This is a genomic window from Aminobacter niigataensis, assembly GCF_014200015.1.
In the GTDB taxonomy this organism is placed as follows: Bacteria; Pseudomonadota; Alphaproteobacteria; order Rhizobiales; family Rhizobiaceae; genus Aminobacter; species Aminobacter niigataensis.
On the sequence record NZ_JACHOT010000003.1, the window covers coordinates 252,364 to 269,568 of the forward strand.

Here is a 17,205-nt window from a genome sequence, read left to right on the forward strand (position 1 = left end):
CGAGATGCTAGCCACCTGCGCTGGTGGCACTTTGTCGCCACCCGCAGCGGACGATTCCATCACGCCATCATCACGGCTACTGTAACCTGTCAGATATCGCGGTTTTGGTCCTGTTCGACACCATCACCCGAACCGGCTAACACCCCGACTTCATGTGAAAGGAAAGAGCTTACCGATGCTGCGCGCTCCCCATCTCATTCGCGCCGAAGCCGTCCGTGCCGATGCGCAGCGCCAGCTGCCGTTCGACCTTGCCGTGCTCGCCCATGACGAACGCCATATCCGCCGCCGCGCCATCGAACTCGTCCATGGCGACCGCGTGCTGGTCGACCTGCCCGAGCCCGTCGTGCTCGAAACCGGCGACGTGCTGGTGCTCGACGACGGCCGCCACGCCGAGATCATTGCCGCAGAGGAAGAGCTCTATGAAATCCGCGCCCATGATGCGGTACACCTGACGCAACTTGCCTGGCACATCGGCAACCGGCACCTGGCGGCGGCGATCGAAGCCGACCGCATCCTCATCCTGCGCGACCATGTCATCAAGGCGATGTTGGAGGGCCTCGGCGCCCAGGTCAGCGACATCCTGGAGCCGTTCGAGCCGGTGCGCGGCGCCTATTCCGGTCACGGCCACGACCACCGTCACGGTGATTCGCACGACCATGGGGACGATCACAACCACCACCATGGCGATCACAACCACCATCATGGCGGACACGATCACCACCATGACTGAGCCCGGCAAGGGTGCAGCGCTGCTGCGGCTGATGGCGTGGCTGTCGCCGGCGTTCCCGGTCGGCGGCTTCTCCTACAGCCATGGCCTCGAACGCGCCGTGCATGACGGGCTCGTCGCCAGCCGCGACGACCTTGCCGGCTGGCTGGCAGCCCTTGCCGAACTCGGCTCCGGCTGGAACGATGCCGTGCTGTTCGCCGAAGCGTGGCGCCGCGCCCGAGAGGATGGCGATCTCGCCGAGATCGCCGCACTCGGCGAGGCGCTGGCCGGCTCGCACGAGCGGCACATGGAAACGATGCTGCAGGGACAGGCCTTCCTCACCGCCGCCTCCGCCTGGCCGAATCCGGTGTTTGAAAAGCTGCCGGCCGAATGCCCCTATTGCGTCGCCGTCGGTGCGGTTTCAGGCGCGAATGGCATCGCGCTCGAGGATGCACTTGCGGCCTATCTGCAGGCCTTCTCGACCAACCTCGTCCAGGCTGCAATTCGCCTCGGCGTGGTCGGCCAGGTCGCGGCGATCGGCATCATCGCCGCGTTCGAGCCGGTGGCGCTTGCGGTTGCCGCCCGCGCTGCGGCGTCGAGCCTCAACAACCTCGGCTCGGCGGCGCTTGCCTCCGACATCGTGGCCATGCGCCACGAAACCCAGCACTCGAGGCTTTTCCGCTCATGATCCTGATCGCCTTCGCGCTTGCCGCGGTGCTCTATCTCCTGACCTCGCTGCACGTCTATTGGGGCCTTGGCGGCGTCTGGCCCGGCACCGACCAGGCGTCCTGCGCCCGTGCGGTCGCCGGCTTCCGTGGCATCGACGCCATGCCGACGCCCTTCGCCTGCTTTGCCGTTGCCGCCTGCCTGTTGCTGGCGACGCTGTGGCCGCTGGCGTTGGTCGGGGTCTTCGCCACGCCGTTCCCGAGAGCAGGGCTCGCCGCTTCGGCGCTGATGATCGCGCTGGTGTTCCTGGGCCGCGGCATCGCCGGCTTCACCCCGGCGTGGCATCGGCTGACGCCGGAAATGCCCTTCGCCCGCCTCGACCGGCTGTATTATTCGCCGCTGTGCCTGCTCGTCGGCACAGGCTTCGCCTTCCTCGCCATCAAGGGATTTCTGTCATGACATCGAAAAACGGCCCGCTTCGCATCGGCATCGGCGGGCCCGTCGGCTCGGGCAAGACGACGCTGACCGAAAAGCTGTGCAAGGCGCTGCGCGACGAGTTCTCCATCGCCGTCGTCACCAACGACATCTACACCAAGGAGGACGCGCTGCTGCTCGCCCGCCTCCAGGCGCTGCCGGAAGAGCGCATCATGGGCGTGGAGACTGGCGGCTGCCCGCACACCGCCATCCGCGAGGACGCCTCGATCAATCTCCAGGCCATCGCCGCGATGAACCGCAAATTCCCCGACCTCGAGATCGTCTTCATCGAGTCGGGCGGCGACAACCTCGCGGCAACCTTCTCGCCAGACCTCGCCGACATCACGCTCTATGTCATCTCGGTCTGCCAGGGCGAGGAGATCCCGCGTAAGGGCGGCCCCGGCATCACCCGTTCCGACTTCCTGGTCATCAACAAGAGCGACCTCGCGCCCTATGTGAACGTCGATCTCGAGGTCATGGAAGGCGACGCCGCCCGCCAACGTGGCAAGCGCCCGTTCGGCTTCACCGACCTGTCGCGCGGCAAGGGACTGGAAGCGGTCATCGACTTCATCGTCGAGAATGGCGGGCTCCGGCTGGACCAACGGATTTCAGCCTGAGCGGCGGTTGCCGCACCTGACATGACGCGGCACTCTTCCCCCAGCCGGAGAGAGGGAGGAACACATGGCCGTCGCCCAGCTCAAGCAGACCAACCTGCCGTTCTACGAAGAGCGCGTCGACCTCGCCTGCGCCTTCCGCTGGACGGCGCGGCTCAACATGCATGAGGCGGTGGCCAACCATTTCTCGCTCGCCGTCAGCGACGACGGCTCGAAGTTCCTTATGAACCCCAACCAGGTGCATTTCTCGCGCATCAAGGCGAGCGACCTGCTCTTGATCGACGCCAACGATCCCGAGACGATGAGCGAGCCCAATGCGCCCGACCCGACCGCCTGGGGCCTGCATGGTGCGGTCCACCGCAACTGCGCCCATGCGCGCTGCGTCATGCATGTGCATTCGATCCACGCCACCGTGCTCGCCTCGCTGGCCGATTCCACCCTGCCGCCGATCGACCAGAACACGGCGATCTTCTTCCGCCGCCATGTCGTCGATGGCCAATATGGCGGGCTCGCCTTCGAGGAAGAGGGCGAGCGCTGTTCCGGCCTGCTCTCCGATCCCAAGGTCAAGGTGATGATCATGGGCAATCACGGCGTGCTGGTCATCGGTGACAGCGTCGCCGACACCTTCAACCGGCTCTATTATTTCGAACGCGCCTGCGAGACCTACATCAAGGCCTTGTGGACTGGCCGGCCGTTGCGCACGCTCTCCGACGAGATCGCCGAAAAGGCGGCACTCGAGCAGGAGGACTATCCCGGCCAGGCCGAACGCCATCTCGCCGAGCTCAAGGCGATCCTCGACGAGCAGGAGCCGACGTACCGGAGCTAACTCAGTGCAGCCCGAGCAGTTCCCTGACCTCTGCGGCGCTATGCGCGATCAGTGCGCCGGCAGGACCATCGATCCTGTCCTGCGGCCAGAAGATGGTGCGCATGCCGGCGGCGACGCCAGCGATGGCACCCGTGACGCTGTCTTCCATCACCACCGTGTCGACCGGATCGATGCCGGTCAGCCAGGCGGCGCGCAGATAGGGCTCGGGATCGGGCTTGCCGTTGCGCACGTCGTTGCGGCTGATGGTCTTCATCGCCGGCTCGTGAAGGCCGACGGCACGCAGATTGACGTCAACCACCATGCGGTCGGAATTCGAGACGATCGCCTGGATCACGCCGCTCGCCTTGAGGTCGCGGAAAATCTCCATCGCGCCCTCGCGCGGCAGAAGACCCGGCGCATGCCTCATATAGTGGTTGTATTTCAGGTTGATCCAGTCGTCGAATTCCAGGCCGAGGCCGAATTGTTCGCGCAAGACCTCATAGACCGGCCGCGCCGCCTGGCCGACGACGCGGGCGTGCAGATCGACCGGCGGCTCGACACCGACGCTGCGCAGTGCGGCGACCAGCGATTGCTCGTGCAGCGGCTCGCTGTCGATCAGCGTGCCGTCCATATCCCAATACACTGCCTTCGGTGTCATCTGACCGGTCCTTGTTCACCCCATTGCTCATAGGAGCTTTGGTGGCGGAAATGAACCGTTCATATGGCCTTAGAGGACACATGCGCGTGCGTCTGGCCTTCAGCGACGCCGGCCGCAGGGGCTGTTGCCGTCGAGGAACCCGACATCGCGCTTGAGGTGGTCGGAGAGGTCCCTGGCGTCGAGGACCCGCCGCCGGGAACGCACGCCGAAGACGGCAGCCAGCCGCGCAGTCCAGCTGATCTGCTCGCAATGGATAAGACTTGCCTGTACCGTGGCCATGATCGTCATCCTTATGAGATGCTTGAAGAGTGCTGATGCGTTGGCCTACATATTGGTTTGTAATGATTGGCATTTCCAATTGAACGTCGATCACGACCCATTAAGAGCCCTTATGCATAGGATGCCCCTGGCATGAGCCAGCAACTGCCGCCGCTAACGGCGCTACGGGTTTTCGAGGCTGCCGCGCGCCATGGCAGCTTCACCAAGGCTGCGACCGAGCTCGGCATGACCCAGGCGGCGGTCAGCTACCAGATCAAGCTCCTGGAGGAGCGGGTCGGCACGCCGCTATTCTTGCGAAAACCCAGGCAAGTGGTGCTGACCGAAACCGGCAGCCGCTTGGCGCCGGCCGTCGGCGACGCCTTCAACATACTGGGCGAGGCCTATGCCGCGGCGCGGGCCGGCTCTGGCGGCACCTTGTGCATCTCCACCGTGCTCACCTTCGCCTCCAACTGGCTGGCCCGGCATATCGGCTCGTTCCAGATGCGCCATCCCGCCATTGCCGTGCGGCTCGACACATCCAGCCACATGGTCGATTTTGCGCGCGAGGAGGTCGATATCGGCATCCGCTCCGGGGACGGCGCCTGGCCTGGCCTTGTCTCCCACCTGCTTTTCCGCGCCCAGTATACGCCGATGCTCAGCCCTCGCCTGGCCGACAGCATCGGCGGGGTGAAGGAGCCAGCCGACCTGCTCAAGCTGCGCATCCTCGATCCGACCGATGTCTGGTGGAAGCGCTGGTTCGAACTGGCGAACGTGCCGACCGACAGCCTGGAGGGGCGGCCCGACACCTCGATGGGCTCGCAGGCCTATGAGGCGAATGCGGCGATGGCCGGCCAGGGCGTGGCGATCCTGACGCGCAAGTTCTTTACCAACGAGATCGCCGAGGGCCGGCTGATCCAGCCCTTCGACCTGCTTGGCGACGATGGCCATGCCTACTGGCTGGTCTATCCGGAAGCGCGCCGCAACGTGCCCAAGATCCGCGCCTTCCGCGAGTGGATCCTGCCGGAAATCGCCGACTTCGGCGGCTGAACGGCCGCGCCGCGCGCGGGCATTCGCGGCCCTGCTGGCTCAATGCTTGGCGCCCGTGACGGCTTGCCACGCCGGGCGGTTTGCTTCAAAAGCTGACCATGGCGAGCCAAAACTGAAGGTTTTGAGGCCGAATCGAACGATATCGGCGGCATTTCTCGCGATAATCGGCACGAAAGACGGAAAACATGTCTGCGATCGAAACCGGCGCGCAATCACCGGCAAATCCTTGGCGCGACGAGCTTCGCGCGATGCTCGCGCTCGCCTGGCCGATGATCCTCACCAACCTGGCGCAGACCGCCATGACCGCCACCGACGTGATGATGCTCGGCCGGCTGGGGCCTGATGCGCTTGCCGCCGGCGCGCTCGGCTCGAACCTCTATTTCGCGCCACTGATCTTCGGGCTTGGCCTCATGTATGCGACTTCGCCGATGATGGCCGCTGAGCTCGGCCGCAAGGCACATTCCGTGCGCGATGTCCGCCGCACCGTGCGCCAGGGCCTGTGGCTGGCCGTCCTCATCTCGATCCCGATCTGGGCCCTGTTGTGGTACACCGAGGCGATCCTGCTCGTCATGGGCCAGGACCCCAAGCTCGCCGAACAGGCCGGCATCTATGTCCATCACCTGCAATGGGCGGCGTTGCCGTTCTTCGGCTACATCGTGTTGCGCTCGTTCATCTCGGCGCTCGAGCGCCCCGGCTGGGCACTGGTCATCATGGCGATCGCGGTGGCGGCCAACGCGCTCGGCAACTGGCTTCTGGTGTTCGGCAAATGGGGCTTCCCCGAGATGGGTATCGCCGGTTCCGGCCTTGCCACCAGCATCGCCAGCGCGATGATGTTTGTCGGCATGGCCGCCGTGGTGATGACGGAAAAGAAGTTCCGCCGCTACCGGCTGTTCGGACGCTTCTGGCGGGCCGACTGGCCGCGTTTCATGGCGTTGCTGAAGCTCGGCGCACCGATCTCCGGCATCCTTGCCTTCGAGGTCACCATCTTCAACGCCGCCGCCTTCCTGATGGGGCTGATCAATTCGGCTTCGCTCGCGGCGCATGCCATCGCCATCCAGATCTGCGCGGTGACCTTCATGATCCCGCTCGGCCTCGGCCAAGCGGTCACCGTGCGTGTCGGGCTGGCATTTGGTGCCAAGGACCATGACGGCATTACCCGCGCCGGCTGGACGGCCTATGTGCTCGGCGTCGGCTTCATGGCGCTGATGGCGATGGTGATGGTGTTCTGGCCGCATCTGCTGATTTCGGCCTTCATCGACGTCGCCGACCCGGCCAACGCCCAGGTGATCGGCCTCGCGGTCAGCTTCCTGGTGTTCGCGGCGCTGTTCCAGGTGGTCGACGGCGCCCAGGCGGTGTCGGCCGGCCAGTTGCGCGGGCTGCAGGACACGACGGTGCCGATGATTCTCGCGGCAATAGGCTATTGGGGCGTGGGCCTGCCGCTCGGCGTCGTCCTCGCCTTCCGTTTCGGCTTCGAGGGCCGTGGCATCTGGATCGGCCTGTTCACGGGCCTCGCGGTCGTCTCGGTTCTGCTTCTTTGGCGCTGGCTCAGGCGCGAAAAACTCGGCCTGATGGACAAGCCGGTGATCTAAAGGAAAGGGCCGCGGAAAACCGCGGCCCTTGTTGCATCAGCTTTCCGACGACATCGCCCCGAGCAGCCGCCTGATGTCGCCGAACCTGGCGATCAGTCCGAACACGAGAGCCGCAACAGCGACAAAGAACACCGACACCGAGGCCATCGTCGGCGTGTAGCCGTAGCGCAGGGCGTTGAAGATCTTGATCGGCAGCGTTTCGAGCGTGAAGCCGATGGTCATGTAGGCGACGATGTACTCGTTGAGCGACAGCACGAAGGCAAAGGCGTAGCCCGAGACGAGGTAGGGCCGGATCAGCGGCAACACCACCGTCTTCAGCACCGTGCGATCGTCGGCGCCCATCGTCGCCGCCGCTTCGACCAGCGAGCGGTCGATCGAGGCGAAGCCGAGCGACAGCGTCACCAGCGGCAGCGTGACGAAGAAGATGGCGTGACTGATGACCGCCGTCCACGGCTGACCGTAGAAACCCGTGGTCGCCCAGAACGTCAGCATGCCGAGCGCGGTGATCACGGGCGGCAGGATGAACGGCGCCAGCCCGAGGATCTGGAACACGTTGGCCCAGGGTGCGATGCGCCGCCACAGGAACCAGGCCAGCGGCAGGGCAATGGCGACCGCAAGGGCTGCGGCGGTTACCGCCAGCGACAGCGAGGCGATCAGCGCCTTGCGCCATTCCGGATCGGCGAAGATCTGCGCATACCAGGCAAGCGAAAAGCCCTTAGGCGGAAAGGCCAGGTCCTGCTTTTCGTTGACCGAAACGCCGGCAACGACGATCAGGGGTGCCGCGAGGAACAGGGCAACGGCCGCGAAATAGAGCCGGCGAAGGAATGTCTGTTTCACAGCGCGTTCTCCCTGCGTCCGACAAGCAGCGTCAGCCCCACCAGCGCCAGTGACATCAACACCAGGAACACCGCCATCGCCGCGGCAAACGGCATGTTGGACTGATAGATGGCCTGGTCGGTGATCAGCACCGACAGCGTCCAGTGCGACGGCCGGCCGAGGATCTGCGGCAGCAGGTACGAGCCGAGCGCGAAGACGAAGACCATGATCAGCGTGGCAACGATGGTGTTGCGAAGCGCCGGCACGACGACGTTCATGAACGCCCTGACCGGCGAGGCACCGAGCGTGCGCGCGGCCTCCAGCAGCGTCGGATCAAGCCGCACCAAAGCCGGATAGAGCACCAGGATGGTGTAGGGCAGCGCCTGGTAGACCATGCCCGTCAGCACCGCCCAAAAGCTCGGCAGCAGCGCCACCGGCTCCTTCATCAGGCCGATGGCGACAAACAGGTTGGTGATGCCGGCGGTGCGCGAAAACAGCGTCGACCAGGCAAAGCCGATGATGACTTCTGACAGCGACAGCACCGACAGCAGGCAGACGAGCCAGATCGTCTGCACCTTGCGTGGCCGCTTGGTCAAAAGGAAGGTGAAGGGGAAGGCGATGACGACGCAGCAGATCGCCACCATCACCGCCAGCACCAGCGAAAAGCCGAGCACCTTGCCGAAGAACAAGCTGAGGAAGCGAGCATAATTGGTGAAGACGAAATCGGGCGTATAGAAGCCCGAGGGATCACGCTGGAAGAAGCTGACGGCGATCATCGTCGAGAACGGGATCACGAAGAAGACGATCAGCATCAGCCCGGGGAAGAACAGCGGGCTGTAATCTGCAAGCGATTTCGGCGCCTCGCGTTTCATGACTTAAGCACCACGCAGGCTTCCGCCGGCAGGATCAGGCCGACCTGCTGGCCGGCTACCACTTCGGGCCGCTCGCGCGGCGTGGCGACCGCAACGATGGTCTTGCCGCCGGCCTCGACGAAGGTCTCGATGGTGCCGCCGAGGTCGCGCACGAAGGTGACGGTGCCGGCAATCGCGTCGCCGCCGACCGGTCCGAGGTGCACGTCCTCCGGGCGGATCGACACGGACGCCTTGGTCAGGCCTTCGGGCATCACAAGGTTGGGAATGGCCTGGCCGAGCACCGAGACGCGGCCGAGCCTGTCGGCGGTGGCATCGAGCAGGTTGGTCATGCCGATGAAGTCGGCGACGAAGGCGTCGGCCGGCTTGCGGTAGATTTCGATCGGCGGGGCCGCCTGCAGGATCTTGCCGTGACCCATCACGACGACGAGGTCGGCCATGGTCATGGCCTCGCGCTGGTCGTGGGTGACGACGAAGGTGGTGATACCAAGCCGCTGCTGCAGTTGGCGCAACTCGACCTGCATCGCCTCGCGCAGCTTGGCGTCGAGCGCCGACAGCGGCTCATCGAGCAGGAACAGTTTCGGCGACAAAGCCAGTGCACGGGCGATCGCGACGCGCTGGCGCTGGCCACCGGAAAGCTTGGCCACCGGGCGATCGGAAAACCCGCTCAGATGGATGAGCTTGAGCAACTCGTCCGAGCGCTTCTTCTGGTCTTCGCGCGAGGCGCCGCGAATGCGCAAGGGATAGGCGATGTTGTCGCCGACCGACAGATGCGGAAACAGCGCCAGCGACTGGAACACCATGCCGAGATTGCGCTTGTGCGTCGGCACCGGGGTGATGTCGGTGCCGTCGAGCAGGATCTCGCCGCTGGACGGATCCTCGAGCCCGGCGATCATGCGCAGCAGCGTGGTCTTGCCGCAGCCAGACGGGCCGAGCAGGCAGACGAACTTGCCGTGGGGCACCGACAGGTTGGCGGTGTCGACAGCCTTGAAGCTGCCGAATGACTTGGTGATGTCCTTAAGCACGAGTCCGGACATGAGGGGCACCTGCTCGTTTGAAGGTTCTACGAATTGCATGGCACTGCCGTCGGCAGCGAAGGCGCTGGTACCCTGCCCCTTGTGGGGAGGGTCGGCGCGAAGCGACGGGGTGGGGGTCTGCAAGCTCAATGTTTCGCGGGTACCCCCACCCGGCCCTGCGGGCCACCCTCCCCACAAGGGGGAGGGTAATCCAGATCAGCCGACGATCAGCTCGGTCCACTTCTGGTTAATCCAGTCGGCCTTGGTGGTGTAGAGGTCGTAGCGCGGGATGATCGGCGGAATGTCCGACGAGACGGAGGCGAACTCTTCCGGCTTGAGGTCGAGAACCTCTTTCTTGAGCGTCGGCGCAGTGCCAACCTTGCGCGACATCAAGGACTGAACCGCCGGCTGACTCATATGGTCGATGAAGATGTGCGCTTCGTCGACCTTGGTCGAGGCGCGCGAGATGACCCAGTTGCCCGAATCCTGGATGCCGCCTTCCTTGGGGAAGGTCGAGCGCACCGGCTGGCCGTCAGCCGCGGCAAGGCCGGTGACGTCGTGGTAATATTGGCCCATCGGAATCTCGCCGGACTTCAGCGCCTGTTCGAACTGCGCTTCGTCGCGATACCACAGCCGGACATTCGGCTTGACCTCGGCCAGCTTCTCGAGCGCCTTGAGGATGCCCTCCTCGGTGTCGAGTGCCTTGGTGCCGCCCATGAACGTCGTGGCCGTCACCTCGAGCAGGAACGAGTTGGAAGCAAGCGCCAGAAGCCCGAGCTTGTCCGCGTTTGCCGGGTCCCAAAGGGCAGCCCAGGAAGTCGGCGCCTCCTTGAACACATCGGTGTTGGTCACCAGCGTGATGTACCACGCCACAGCGCCGATGCCGGCGATACGGCCGTCAGGATACTTGTTGATGAAGTGATCGAGCAGATTGGCGTGGTTCTTGATCTTGGCCGCATCGATCGGCGTCCACAATTCGGTCGCCTGCCCCTTCAGCGTCGCGACTTGCGACATCATCGAAATGTCGGCCGGAGCCTGTCCGGCCTTGGCGGCCTGCTCGAGCTGCACCAGCCAGGCCTCGCCGGTCGGCTCGGCGATCGACTCGACGGCGATGCCGGTCGCCTTGGTGAACTCGGGAAAGATGTGCTCGTCGAACGACTTCTTGAAGTAGCCGCCATAGACGCCGATCTTGATCGACTTGTCCTGGGCGCGCAGGATCGAAGGCATGGCGAGCAGGCCGGCCGAGGCGACGCCGGCACCGAGCACGGCGCGGCGACTCATCGGGTGGTTCAGTATCTTGGTCATTTGTCTTCTCCTCATTTATTGCCGGCTTTGCGCCGGCTGTTCCCACGGATTCTTATGATGGATGATGACTGAGTGTGGTTCAGCGTGCTGCGGCGCGGGCCTCCAGTGAACGGGCATATTGGGTGAGCGGGTAGCAAAGCACGAAGAAGATCAGCGCCACCAAGCCATAGACGGTGAACGGCTCGAAGGTCGCGTTGTTGATGGCGTTCGAGGTCCTGAGCAGCTCCTCGAAACCGATGATCGAGGTCAGCGCGGTGGCTTTGATCAACTGGACGAGGAAGCCGACGACGGGCGCGCGGGTGATGGCGAAGGCCTGCGGCAGGATGATCAGGCGCAGTTCCTGGACATAGTGCAGCCCGAGGCTGGCACCGGCATCCCACTGGCCGCGCGGCAAGGCATCGACGCCGCTGCGCCAGATCTCGGCGAGATAGGCGCTGGCAAAGAAGGTCAGGCCGAGCACGGCGGCCGTCCATGGCTCGATGCGGAAGCCGAGCATCGGCAGGCCGAAGAACATCAAAAACAGCTGCATCAGCAGCGGCGTGCCCTGGAACAGCGCGATATAGCCGCTGGCAAAGCGGCGCATCCATTTGGTCTTGGAGATGCGCAGGAAGAGGATGGCGATTCCGACGACGCCGCCGCCGACAAAGGCCGCGATCGACAAAAGCACCGTCCAGCGCGTGGCGAAGACCAGGTTGCGCAGGATGTCCCAGAAGGTGAACTCGATCATGTCACACCTGCCGAGAGCGTGCGGCGGCCGACGCCGACAAGCAGGCGGCGCAGCAGTATCGAAAGACCGAGATAGATCATCGCCACGACGAAATAGGTCTCGAAGGGACGGAAGGTCCGCGCCTGCAGCATATCGGCTTCGTAGGTGAGTTCACTGACTGCGATCTGCGACACGACCGAAGACTCGAGCATCATGATCACGATCTGGCTCGTCAGGGCGGGAAAGATGACCTTCAGCGCCTGCGGCAGCACGATCTTGACGAAGACCTGGCGCGGCCGCAAGCCCAAAGCAGCGGCCGCTTCGCGCTGGCCTTTCGGCACCGCATCGAGGCCGGCGCCGACGATCTCAGTGGTATAGGCCGCCATGTTGAGCGTCATCGCCAGGATGGCAGCGACGATCGGGTCGAGCCGGATGCCGAGGCTCGGCAGGCCGAAGAAGATGAAGAACAGCTGCACCAGGAACGGCGTGTTCCTGATCACCTCGACATAGACCGTAATGGCGCGCTTCAGCCATTTCGGGCCGCTGCGGCGGCCGGCGGCGGCCAGCACGGAGATCAGCGTGCCGGCAATCGTCGTCACCACGATCAAAAAGACCGTCATGGCGGCACCGCGGGCGATTGCGCCCGCAGCCCCTTCAAGCCAGCCGAAGTCGAGGCTGTAGCCCACCGATCAATCCTTGAGGTTTTCGGGGTTGAGCGGAACCTTCAGCCACGCCTCGGACGACTTCGAGAGCCGGCCGTCGGCGAGCATCGCCGCCACAGTGTCGTCGATGACCTTCTTCAGGCCTTCCTCGTTCTTGTTGAGGCCGATATGCGACGGCGAGGTCAGGAGTTGGAACTTCTGTTCCGGCTTCAGCGCCTCCTGGCGGGCCAACACCTGGGCGCCGACGTCATTGCCAACCACCATCAGCTGCGTCTGGCCCGAGATAAAAGCCTGGATGACGGCGTTGTAGTTGTCGAAGCGCTTGATGTCGGCACCAGCAGGTGCGGCCTCGGTCAGCGAGGTGTCTTCGAGCGTGCCGCGGTTGACGGCGATCGACTTGTCGGCGAGGTCTTCCTTGCCTGCGACCTTGAGCTCGGCGGGGCCGATCACGGCGATGTAGTAGGGCGCATAGGCGGCGGCGAAGTCGATGACCTGCTCGCGCTCCTTGGAGTAGCCGACGCTCATCAGCAAATCGACGCGCTTGTCGGTCAGGTAGGGAATGCGGTTCTGGCCGGTCACCGGTACCGGGTTGAGCTTGACCTTGAGCGCGTCGGCGATGGCCTGCGCCACATCCATGTCATAACCCTTGAGGCTCATGTCGGCGCTGGCCGAGGAGAAGGGCGGGAAATCGGCGAAGACGCCGACATTGACCTGGCCGGCCTTGGCGATGTCTTCGAGCGCGTCGGCATTGGCGGGCTGCACGGCGAAGATGGCGGTGCCTGCGACGAGCAGGGCCGCTGCCGTCGATTGCAGAAGCGTCTTGATGTTCATGTCGTGGTTCCCTCTGGAATGTTTGTTTGTTGAACAGTCGCGTTAGCACCTGGCCGCTGCTTCCCAAACAGCGGCCAGTCGAAATTGCTGTGATCAAGCATCCTTGCCGGTGACGAAGGGGCTGAACAGCATCAGGCTCAGTATCTCGAACAGCACCTGGGCGCCGGCATGCGCGGTGTTGGTGGTCGAATCATATTGCGGCGCCACCTCGACGACGTCGCCGCCGACAAGGTTGAGGCCCTTGAGGCCACGAACGATCTCCAGCACTTCACGCGTCGTCAGCCCGCCCACCTCGGGCGTGCCGGTGCCCGGCGCAAAGGCCGGGTCGAGGCTGTCGATGTCGAAGGACAGATAGGTCGGGCCGTCGCCGACGATCTTCTTGGCCTTCTCGATGACGGCCGGGATGCCCATGCCGCTGATCTCCTCGGCGTGGATGACGGTCATGCCGGATTCGTAGGAGAACTCCCAGAGATATTCGGCCGAGCCGCGGATGCCGATCTGGATGACGCGGGTCGGGTCGAGCACGCCGTCGAGCACGGCATTGCGGAACGGGCCGCCATGGTGGAACTTGGTCAGGTCGTAGGCGCCGCCGGTGTCGCAATGGGCGTCGATGTGGATCATGCCGACCGGGCGCTTCTTGCCGACGGCCTTGAGGATCGGATGGGTGATCGAATGGTCGCCGCCGACCGACAGCGGCACCACGCCGGCATCGACGACCTGGCCGATGCGGCGCTCGATGTCCTCATGGCTGAGCTCGAGCCGATAGCGGCTGCGGAACGGGACGTCGCCGATGTCGGCCACGCGCAGCTCCTGCACCGGGGCGCAGTCGAGCACGTGATTGTAAGGCCCGATGCGCTCGATGGTGCGCAGAGCGCGCGGGCCGAAACGCGAACCCGGACGGTTGGTGACGCCGAGATCCATCGGCACGCCGATCATCGCGACCTGAAGGTCGCCGAAATCGGGATTGTCGTTGTCGACCTGGAGATAGGGGGCTGTCAGGAACGTCGGCACCCCCGAATAGGGCGCCAGCCGGGTTCCGGCCTTGTTGAAGATCTTGTCGGCGACACGGCGAAACTTCGGGTCGAACAGATCGCCGCCGTGGCCTTCGCCGTATTTCTGGCGCAGCTCGGCAAGCTTGTTGACGTCGAAACCCATGATTGCCTCCTCAAAAGTCGCAATGCGGGAACGATCGCCTGCGGCCGTCCGCTCCCGGCGGTCAGCCTGATATCTCGTGTTCCCCGCATGCTTTTTGGTTGTTATTGCGGTGAGTTTCCGGCAGCGCCGTTGAAATAGCAATTGATAATGTTAAGGTCTTCGGTGTGAGAATTTCTCACAGTGCGACGCCACTCCACACGGAGATTTCATGTCCCGGCGCCTGCCCCCGCTGAACCCGCTGCGCGCATTCGAGGCGACCGCCCGCCATGGCTCGCTAACCAAGGCGGCGGGCGAGCTCAACGTCACCCATGGCGCCATCAGCCACCAGATCCGGGCGCTGGAGGCAACGCTCAAGGTCAAGCTGCTGGAGCGCGCCGGCTCGCGGCTGAAGCTGACCCCGCAGGGCGCCGAGCTGCTGCCGGCCGTGACCGGCGCCTTCGAAAGCATCGCCTCGGCCACCGCGCGCATGACGCGGCCGACGAGTTCGGGCAAGCTGACGGTCAGTTGCGTGCCGGCGCTGCTGTCGCTCTGGTTGGTGCCCCGTGTCGGCGGCTTCACCTCGCAATATCCCGGCATCAGCCTGCGCCTCAACGCCTCCAACGATCCGCGCGACATCCATGCGCCCGACGTCGATGTCTGCGTGCTCTATGGCGACGGCAGCTGGACCGACTGCTGGCTGAAAAAATGGTCGACGCTGGAGCTGTTTCCCGTCGTCAGCCCGACGCTGATCAACAACCGGCCGATCCGCAGCGTCCGCGACCTTGCCGACCACGTGCTTTTGCATGCCGACGACGGCCGCGAATGGCACACCTGGCTGGCGGCCGCCGACGCGCTCGACGTTAGGCCGGTGCAGCAGCACCACATGTCGGGCGCGAGCCTGACCACCGAAGCCGCGGTCCACGGCCACGGCCTGGCGCTGGGCGACAGCGTCACTGCGTCGAGCATGCTCGCCAGGGGACAGCTGGTGACGCCGTTCAACCTGTCGGTGCCGGCGGTCGACGCCTTCTATGTGGTCTGCCGCAACGAGGTGAAATCGGCGCCCATCGCCCAGGTCTTCATCGACTGGCTGTTCGCCCAACGCGAGGAGCTACCGGCGCGCACCGAACAGGCCGTCACCGGCCAGATCAGCATCCGCAAGCGCCGCGGGCAGAAAGCAACGGCGACCGGCTAAGCATTAGGACCGCCTCATCTTTCTTGCTCGGCCGATGCAACCATAGGGCCAAGGCTGCTTTTTTCTCGCCTGCGCCTTGATCGCCCCCGCGCGATATCCCAATGCTAACAGCGAGGATGCGGCGCGCGCCTGCCCGACAGGGCGGATGCGCCAAGGAGGATGAAGCGGCATGGCCAGGACCGATATTGCAAGGCGGGTGTACAACCACACCTGGAAGCTCGATCCGATCGTCCGCTCGCTGCTCGACACGGACTTCTACAAGCTTTTGATGCTGCAGATGATCTGGGGCATGCACCCCAAGGTCGACGCCACCTTTTCGCTGATCAACCGCGCGACGTCGGTCAAGCTCGCCGAGGAGATCGACGAGGGCGAGTTGCGCGAACAGCTCGACCATGCCCGCACCCTGCGCTTCTCCAAGAAGGAGATGATCTGGCTCGGCGGTAACAATTTCTATGGCCGCAAGCAGATCTTCGAGCCCGAGTTCCTCGCCTGGCTCGAGAACTTCCAGCTGCCGCCCTATCACCTGGAGAAGCGGGACGGCCAATATGAGCTGACCTTCGCCGGCCCGTGGGTGCTGACCTCGATGTGGGAAATCCCCGCGCTCGCCATCATCAACGAGCTGCGCTCGCGCTCGGCGATGAAGGCCTTCGGCCCCTTCGCGCTCGACGTGCTCTACGCCCGCGCCAAGGCCAAGATGTGGGACAAGACCGAGCAGCTGAAGATGCTGCCCGAGATCAAGATCTCCGACTTCGGCACCCGCCGCCGCCACTCGTTCCTGTGGCAGCGCTGGTGCGTGGAGGCGCTCAAGGAAGGCATCGGCGACGCCTTCACCGGCACCTCCAACGTGCTTCTGGCGATGGACACCGACCTCGAGGCGCTCGGCACCAACGCGCATGAGCTGCCTATGGTCTATGCAGCACTCGCCAACAGCGAGGACGAACTCAAGCAGTCACCCTACAAGGTGCTGCGCGACTGGCAGCGCTATTATGGCGGCAATCTCCTGATCGTCCTGCCCGACGCCTTCGGCACGGCCGCCTTCCTGCGCGACGCGCCCGACTGGGTCGCCGACTGGACCGGCTTCCGCCCCGACAGCGCCCCGCCGATCGAGGGCGGCGAGCGCATCATCGAGTGGTGGCGCAAGAAGGGCCAGGACCCGCGCTCGAAGCTGCTGATCTTCTCCGACGGCCTGGACGTCGACACCATCATCGAGACCTACCGCCATTTCGAGGGCAAGGTGCGCATGTCCTTCGGCTGGGGCACCAACCTGACCAACGATTTCGAGGGCTGCGCGCCCAAGGAAACCGACCGGCTCAACGCCATCTCGCTGGTCTGCAAGGTCACCGAGGCCAACGGCCGCCCCGCGGTCAAGCTCTCCGACAACCCGGCCAAGGCCACCGGCGACAAAAAGGAAATCGCCCGCTACCTCCGCATCTTCGGCGAGAAGGATCGGGTGGAACAGTTGGTGAAGGTTTAAGCCGGGTTTGGGGGGCGGCACGGGCTGGTCCCATCGAAGGTGGAGGGTTTTTCCACGCTTGGTCGCTTCGGGCTTTTCTGCACCGCAGCGGCAACTGCCGCGTCACGGCATGGATCCCCGGGTCTCCGCACGTCGCTTCGCTCCTGCTCCGCCCGAGGATGACGAGGCATGCTGGCTTTCGGCTAGTCGCCGAAATTTGCAATTAGCAGGGAATGCCAGGACACCGGCGGATAAGACGAGGAACAGTTCCGTCGACTTACCAATCTCTGACGTTGACGATTGGCCGCGAAGCCGGATGCCTTCGTCATCCTCGGGCGGAGCAGGAGCGAAGCGACGTGCGGAGACCCGGGGATCCATGCCGTGACGCGGCAGTTGCCGCTGCG

At 64.5% G+C, this 17,205-nt stretch carries 19 protein-coding genes; 9 read left to right on the top strand and 10 right to left on the bottom strand.

From position 1 onward, the window contains the following. Positions 1-175 precede the first annotated feature (175 nt). The 5 genes from GGQ99_RS14285 to GGQ99_RS14305 all read left to right on the top strand — a co-directional run bounded on the left by GGQ99_RS14285 (position 176) and on the right by GGQ99_RS14305 (position 3,286). Positions 176-730 (top strand): urease accessory protein UreE, encoded by a 555-nt coding sequence (locus tag GGQ99_RS14285; protein WP_183263042.1) that lies wholly within the window; start codon positions 176-178, stop codon positions 728-730. Then, complete coding sequence (locus GGQ99_RS14290) at positions 702-1,394, top strand: urease accessory protein UreF (protein ID WP_183263183.1); 693 nt, start codon at positions 702-704, stop codon at positions 1,392-1,394. The genes GGQ99_RS14285 and GGQ99_RS14290 overlap by 29 nt, the downstream gene beginning before the upstream one ends. After that, positions 1,391-1,831, top strand: a complete 441-nt coding sequence (locus GGQ99_RS14295; protein WP_183263043.1) for a DUF3995 domain-containing protein — start codon at positions 1,391-1,393, stop codon at positions 1,829-1,831. The genes GGQ99_RS14290 and GGQ99_RS14295 overlap by 4 nt, the downstream gene beginning before the upstream one ends. Then, on the top strand, positions 1,828-2,463 hold the full coding sequence (gene ureG / locus GGQ99_RS14300; RefSeq protein ID WP_183263044.1) for an urease accessory protein UreG: 636 nt from the start codon (positions 1,828-1,830) through the stop codon (positions 2,461-2,463). Before GGQ99_RS14295 ends, ureG begins: the two co-directional genes overlap by 4 nt. 64 nt (positions 2,464-2,527) lie before the next feature. Continuing rightward, positions 2,528-3,286 (top strand): class II aldolase and adducin N-terminal domain-containing protein, encoded by a 759-nt coding sequence (locus tag GGQ99_RS14305; RefSeq protein ID WP_183263045.1) that lies wholly within the window; start codon positions 2,528-2,530, stop codon positions 3,284-3,286. A gap of 1 nt (position 3,287) precedes the next feature. On the opposite strand, the gene GGQ99_RS14310 is transcribed toward GGQ99_RS14305, so the two are convergent. Both GGQ99_RS14310 and GGQ99_RS14315 read right to left on the bottom strand, forming a co-directional pair. Continuing rightward, positions 3,288-3,923, bottom strand: a complete 636-nt coding sequence (locus tag GGQ99_RS14310) for an HAD family hydrolase (RefSeq protein WP_183263046.1) — start codon at positions 3,921-3,923, stop codon at positions 3,288-3,290. Positions 3,924-4,022: 99 nt separating this feature from the next. Then, positions 4,023-4,202 (bottom strand): hypothetical protein, encoded by a 180-nt coding sequence (locus tag GGQ99_RS14315; protein WP_246389596.1) that lies wholly within the window; start codon positions 4,200-4,202, stop codon positions 4,023-4,025. Positions 4,203-4,334: 132 nt separating this feature from the next. On the opposite strand from GGQ99_RS14315, the gene gcvA (GGQ99_RS14320) reads away from it, so the two are divergent. Together gcvA (GGQ99_RS14320) and GGQ99_RS14325 are read left to right on the top strand one after the other, a co-directional pair. Continuing rightward, the gene (gene gcvA, locus GGQ99_RS14320; protein ID WP_108605748.1) at positions 4,335-5,228 is read left to right on the top strand and encodes a transcriptional regulator GcvA; all 894 of its coding nucleotides are present in this window, start codon (positions 4,335-4,337) and stop codon (positions 5,226-5,228) included. Positions 5,229-5,413: 185 nt separating this feature from the next. Beyond that, positions 5,414-6,817 (top strand): MATE family efflux transporter, encoded by a 1,404-nt coding sequence (locus GGQ99_RS14325; protein ID WP_108605749.1) that lies wholly within the window; start codon positions 5,414-5,416, stop codon positions 6,815-6,817. A 36-nt stretch (positions 6,818-6,853) separates the two neighbouring features. Here GGQ99_RS14325 and GGQ99_RS14330 read toward each other — a convergent pair whose 3' ends face one another. From GGQ99_RS14330 to speB, 8 genes are all read right to left on the bottom strand, one after another. Then, positions 6,854-7,654 carry an ABC transporter permease gene (locus tag GGQ99_RS14330; RefSeq protein WP_108605750.1) on the bottom strand — a complete coding sequence of 267 codons (801 nt, stop codon included), beginning with the start codon at positions 7,652-7,654 and terminating at the stop codon, positions 6,854-6,856. Next, positions 7,651-8,505, bottom strand: a complete 855-nt coding sequence (locus GGQ99_RS14335) for an ABC transporter permease (RefSeq protein WP_108605751.1) — start codon at positions 8,503-8,505, stop codon at positions 7,651-7,653. Before GGQ99_RS14335 ends, GGQ99_RS14330 begins: the two co-directional genes overlap by 4 nt. Then, positions 8,502-9,539 carry an ABC transporter ATP-binding protein gene (locus tag GGQ99_RS14340; protein WP_108605752.1) on the bottom strand — a complete coding sequence of 346 codons (1,038 nt, stop codon included), beginning with the start codon at positions 9,537-9,539 and terminating at the stop codon, positions 8,502-8,504. Before GGQ99_RS14340 ends, GGQ99_RS14335 begins: the two co-directional genes overlap by 4 nt. Before the next feature lie 195 nt (positions 9,540-9,734). Then, entirely contained in the window at positions 9,735-10,823 is a 1,089-nt protein-coding gene (locus tag GGQ99_RS14345) for an ABC transporter substrate-binding protein (RefSeq protein WP_183263048.1), read from the bottom strand. 79 nt (positions 10,824-10,902) lie between these two features. After that, a complete protein-coding gene (locus GGQ99_RS14350) occupies positions 10,903-11,550 on the bottom strand; it encodes an amino acid ABC transporter permease (protein ID WP_108605753.1) in 648 nt (215 codons plus the stop codon). Further along, on the bottom strand, positions 11,547-12,215 hold the full coding sequence (locus GGQ99_RS14355) for an amino acid ABC transporter permease (protein WP_108605754.1): 669 nt from the start codon (positions 12,213-12,215) through the stop codon (positions 11,547-11,549). Before GGQ99_RS14355 ends, GGQ99_RS14350 begins: the two co-directional genes overlap by 4 nt. Before the next feature lie 3 nt (positions 12,216-12,218). Further along, positions 12,219-13,022, bottom strand: coding sequence for a transporter substrate-binding domain-containing protein (locus tag GGQ99_RS14360; protein WP_183263049.1), 804 nt, complete (start codon positions 13,020-13,022; stop codon positions 12,219-12,221). A 93-nt stretch (positions 13,023-13,115) separates the two neighbouring features. Beyond that, the gene (gene speB / locus GGQ99_RS14365; protein WP_108605756.1) at positions 13,116-14,177 is read right to left on the bottom strand and encodes an agmatinase; all 1,062 of its coding nucleotides are present in this window, start codon (positions 14,175-14,177) and stop codon (positions 13,116-13,118) included. A 208-nt stretch (positions 14,178-14,385) separates the two neighbouring features. Here speB and gcvA (GGQ99_RS14370) point away from each other — a divergent pair, with 208 nt between their 5' ends. Next, on the top strand, positions 14,386-15,348 hold the full coding sequence (gcvA, locus tag GGQ99_RS14370; protein ID WP_108605757.1) for a transcriptional regulator GcvA: 963 nt from the start codon (positions 14,386-14,388) through the stop codon (positions 15,346-15,348). Between the two features lie 169 nt (positions 15,349-15,517). Further along, a complete protein-coding gene (pncB, locus tag GGQ99_RS14375; RefSeq protein ID WP_183263050.1) occupies positions 15,518-16,822 on the top strand; it encodes a nicotinate phosphoribosyltransferase in 1,305 nt (434 codons plus the stop codon). Positions 16,823-17,205 lie beyond the last annotated feature (383 nt).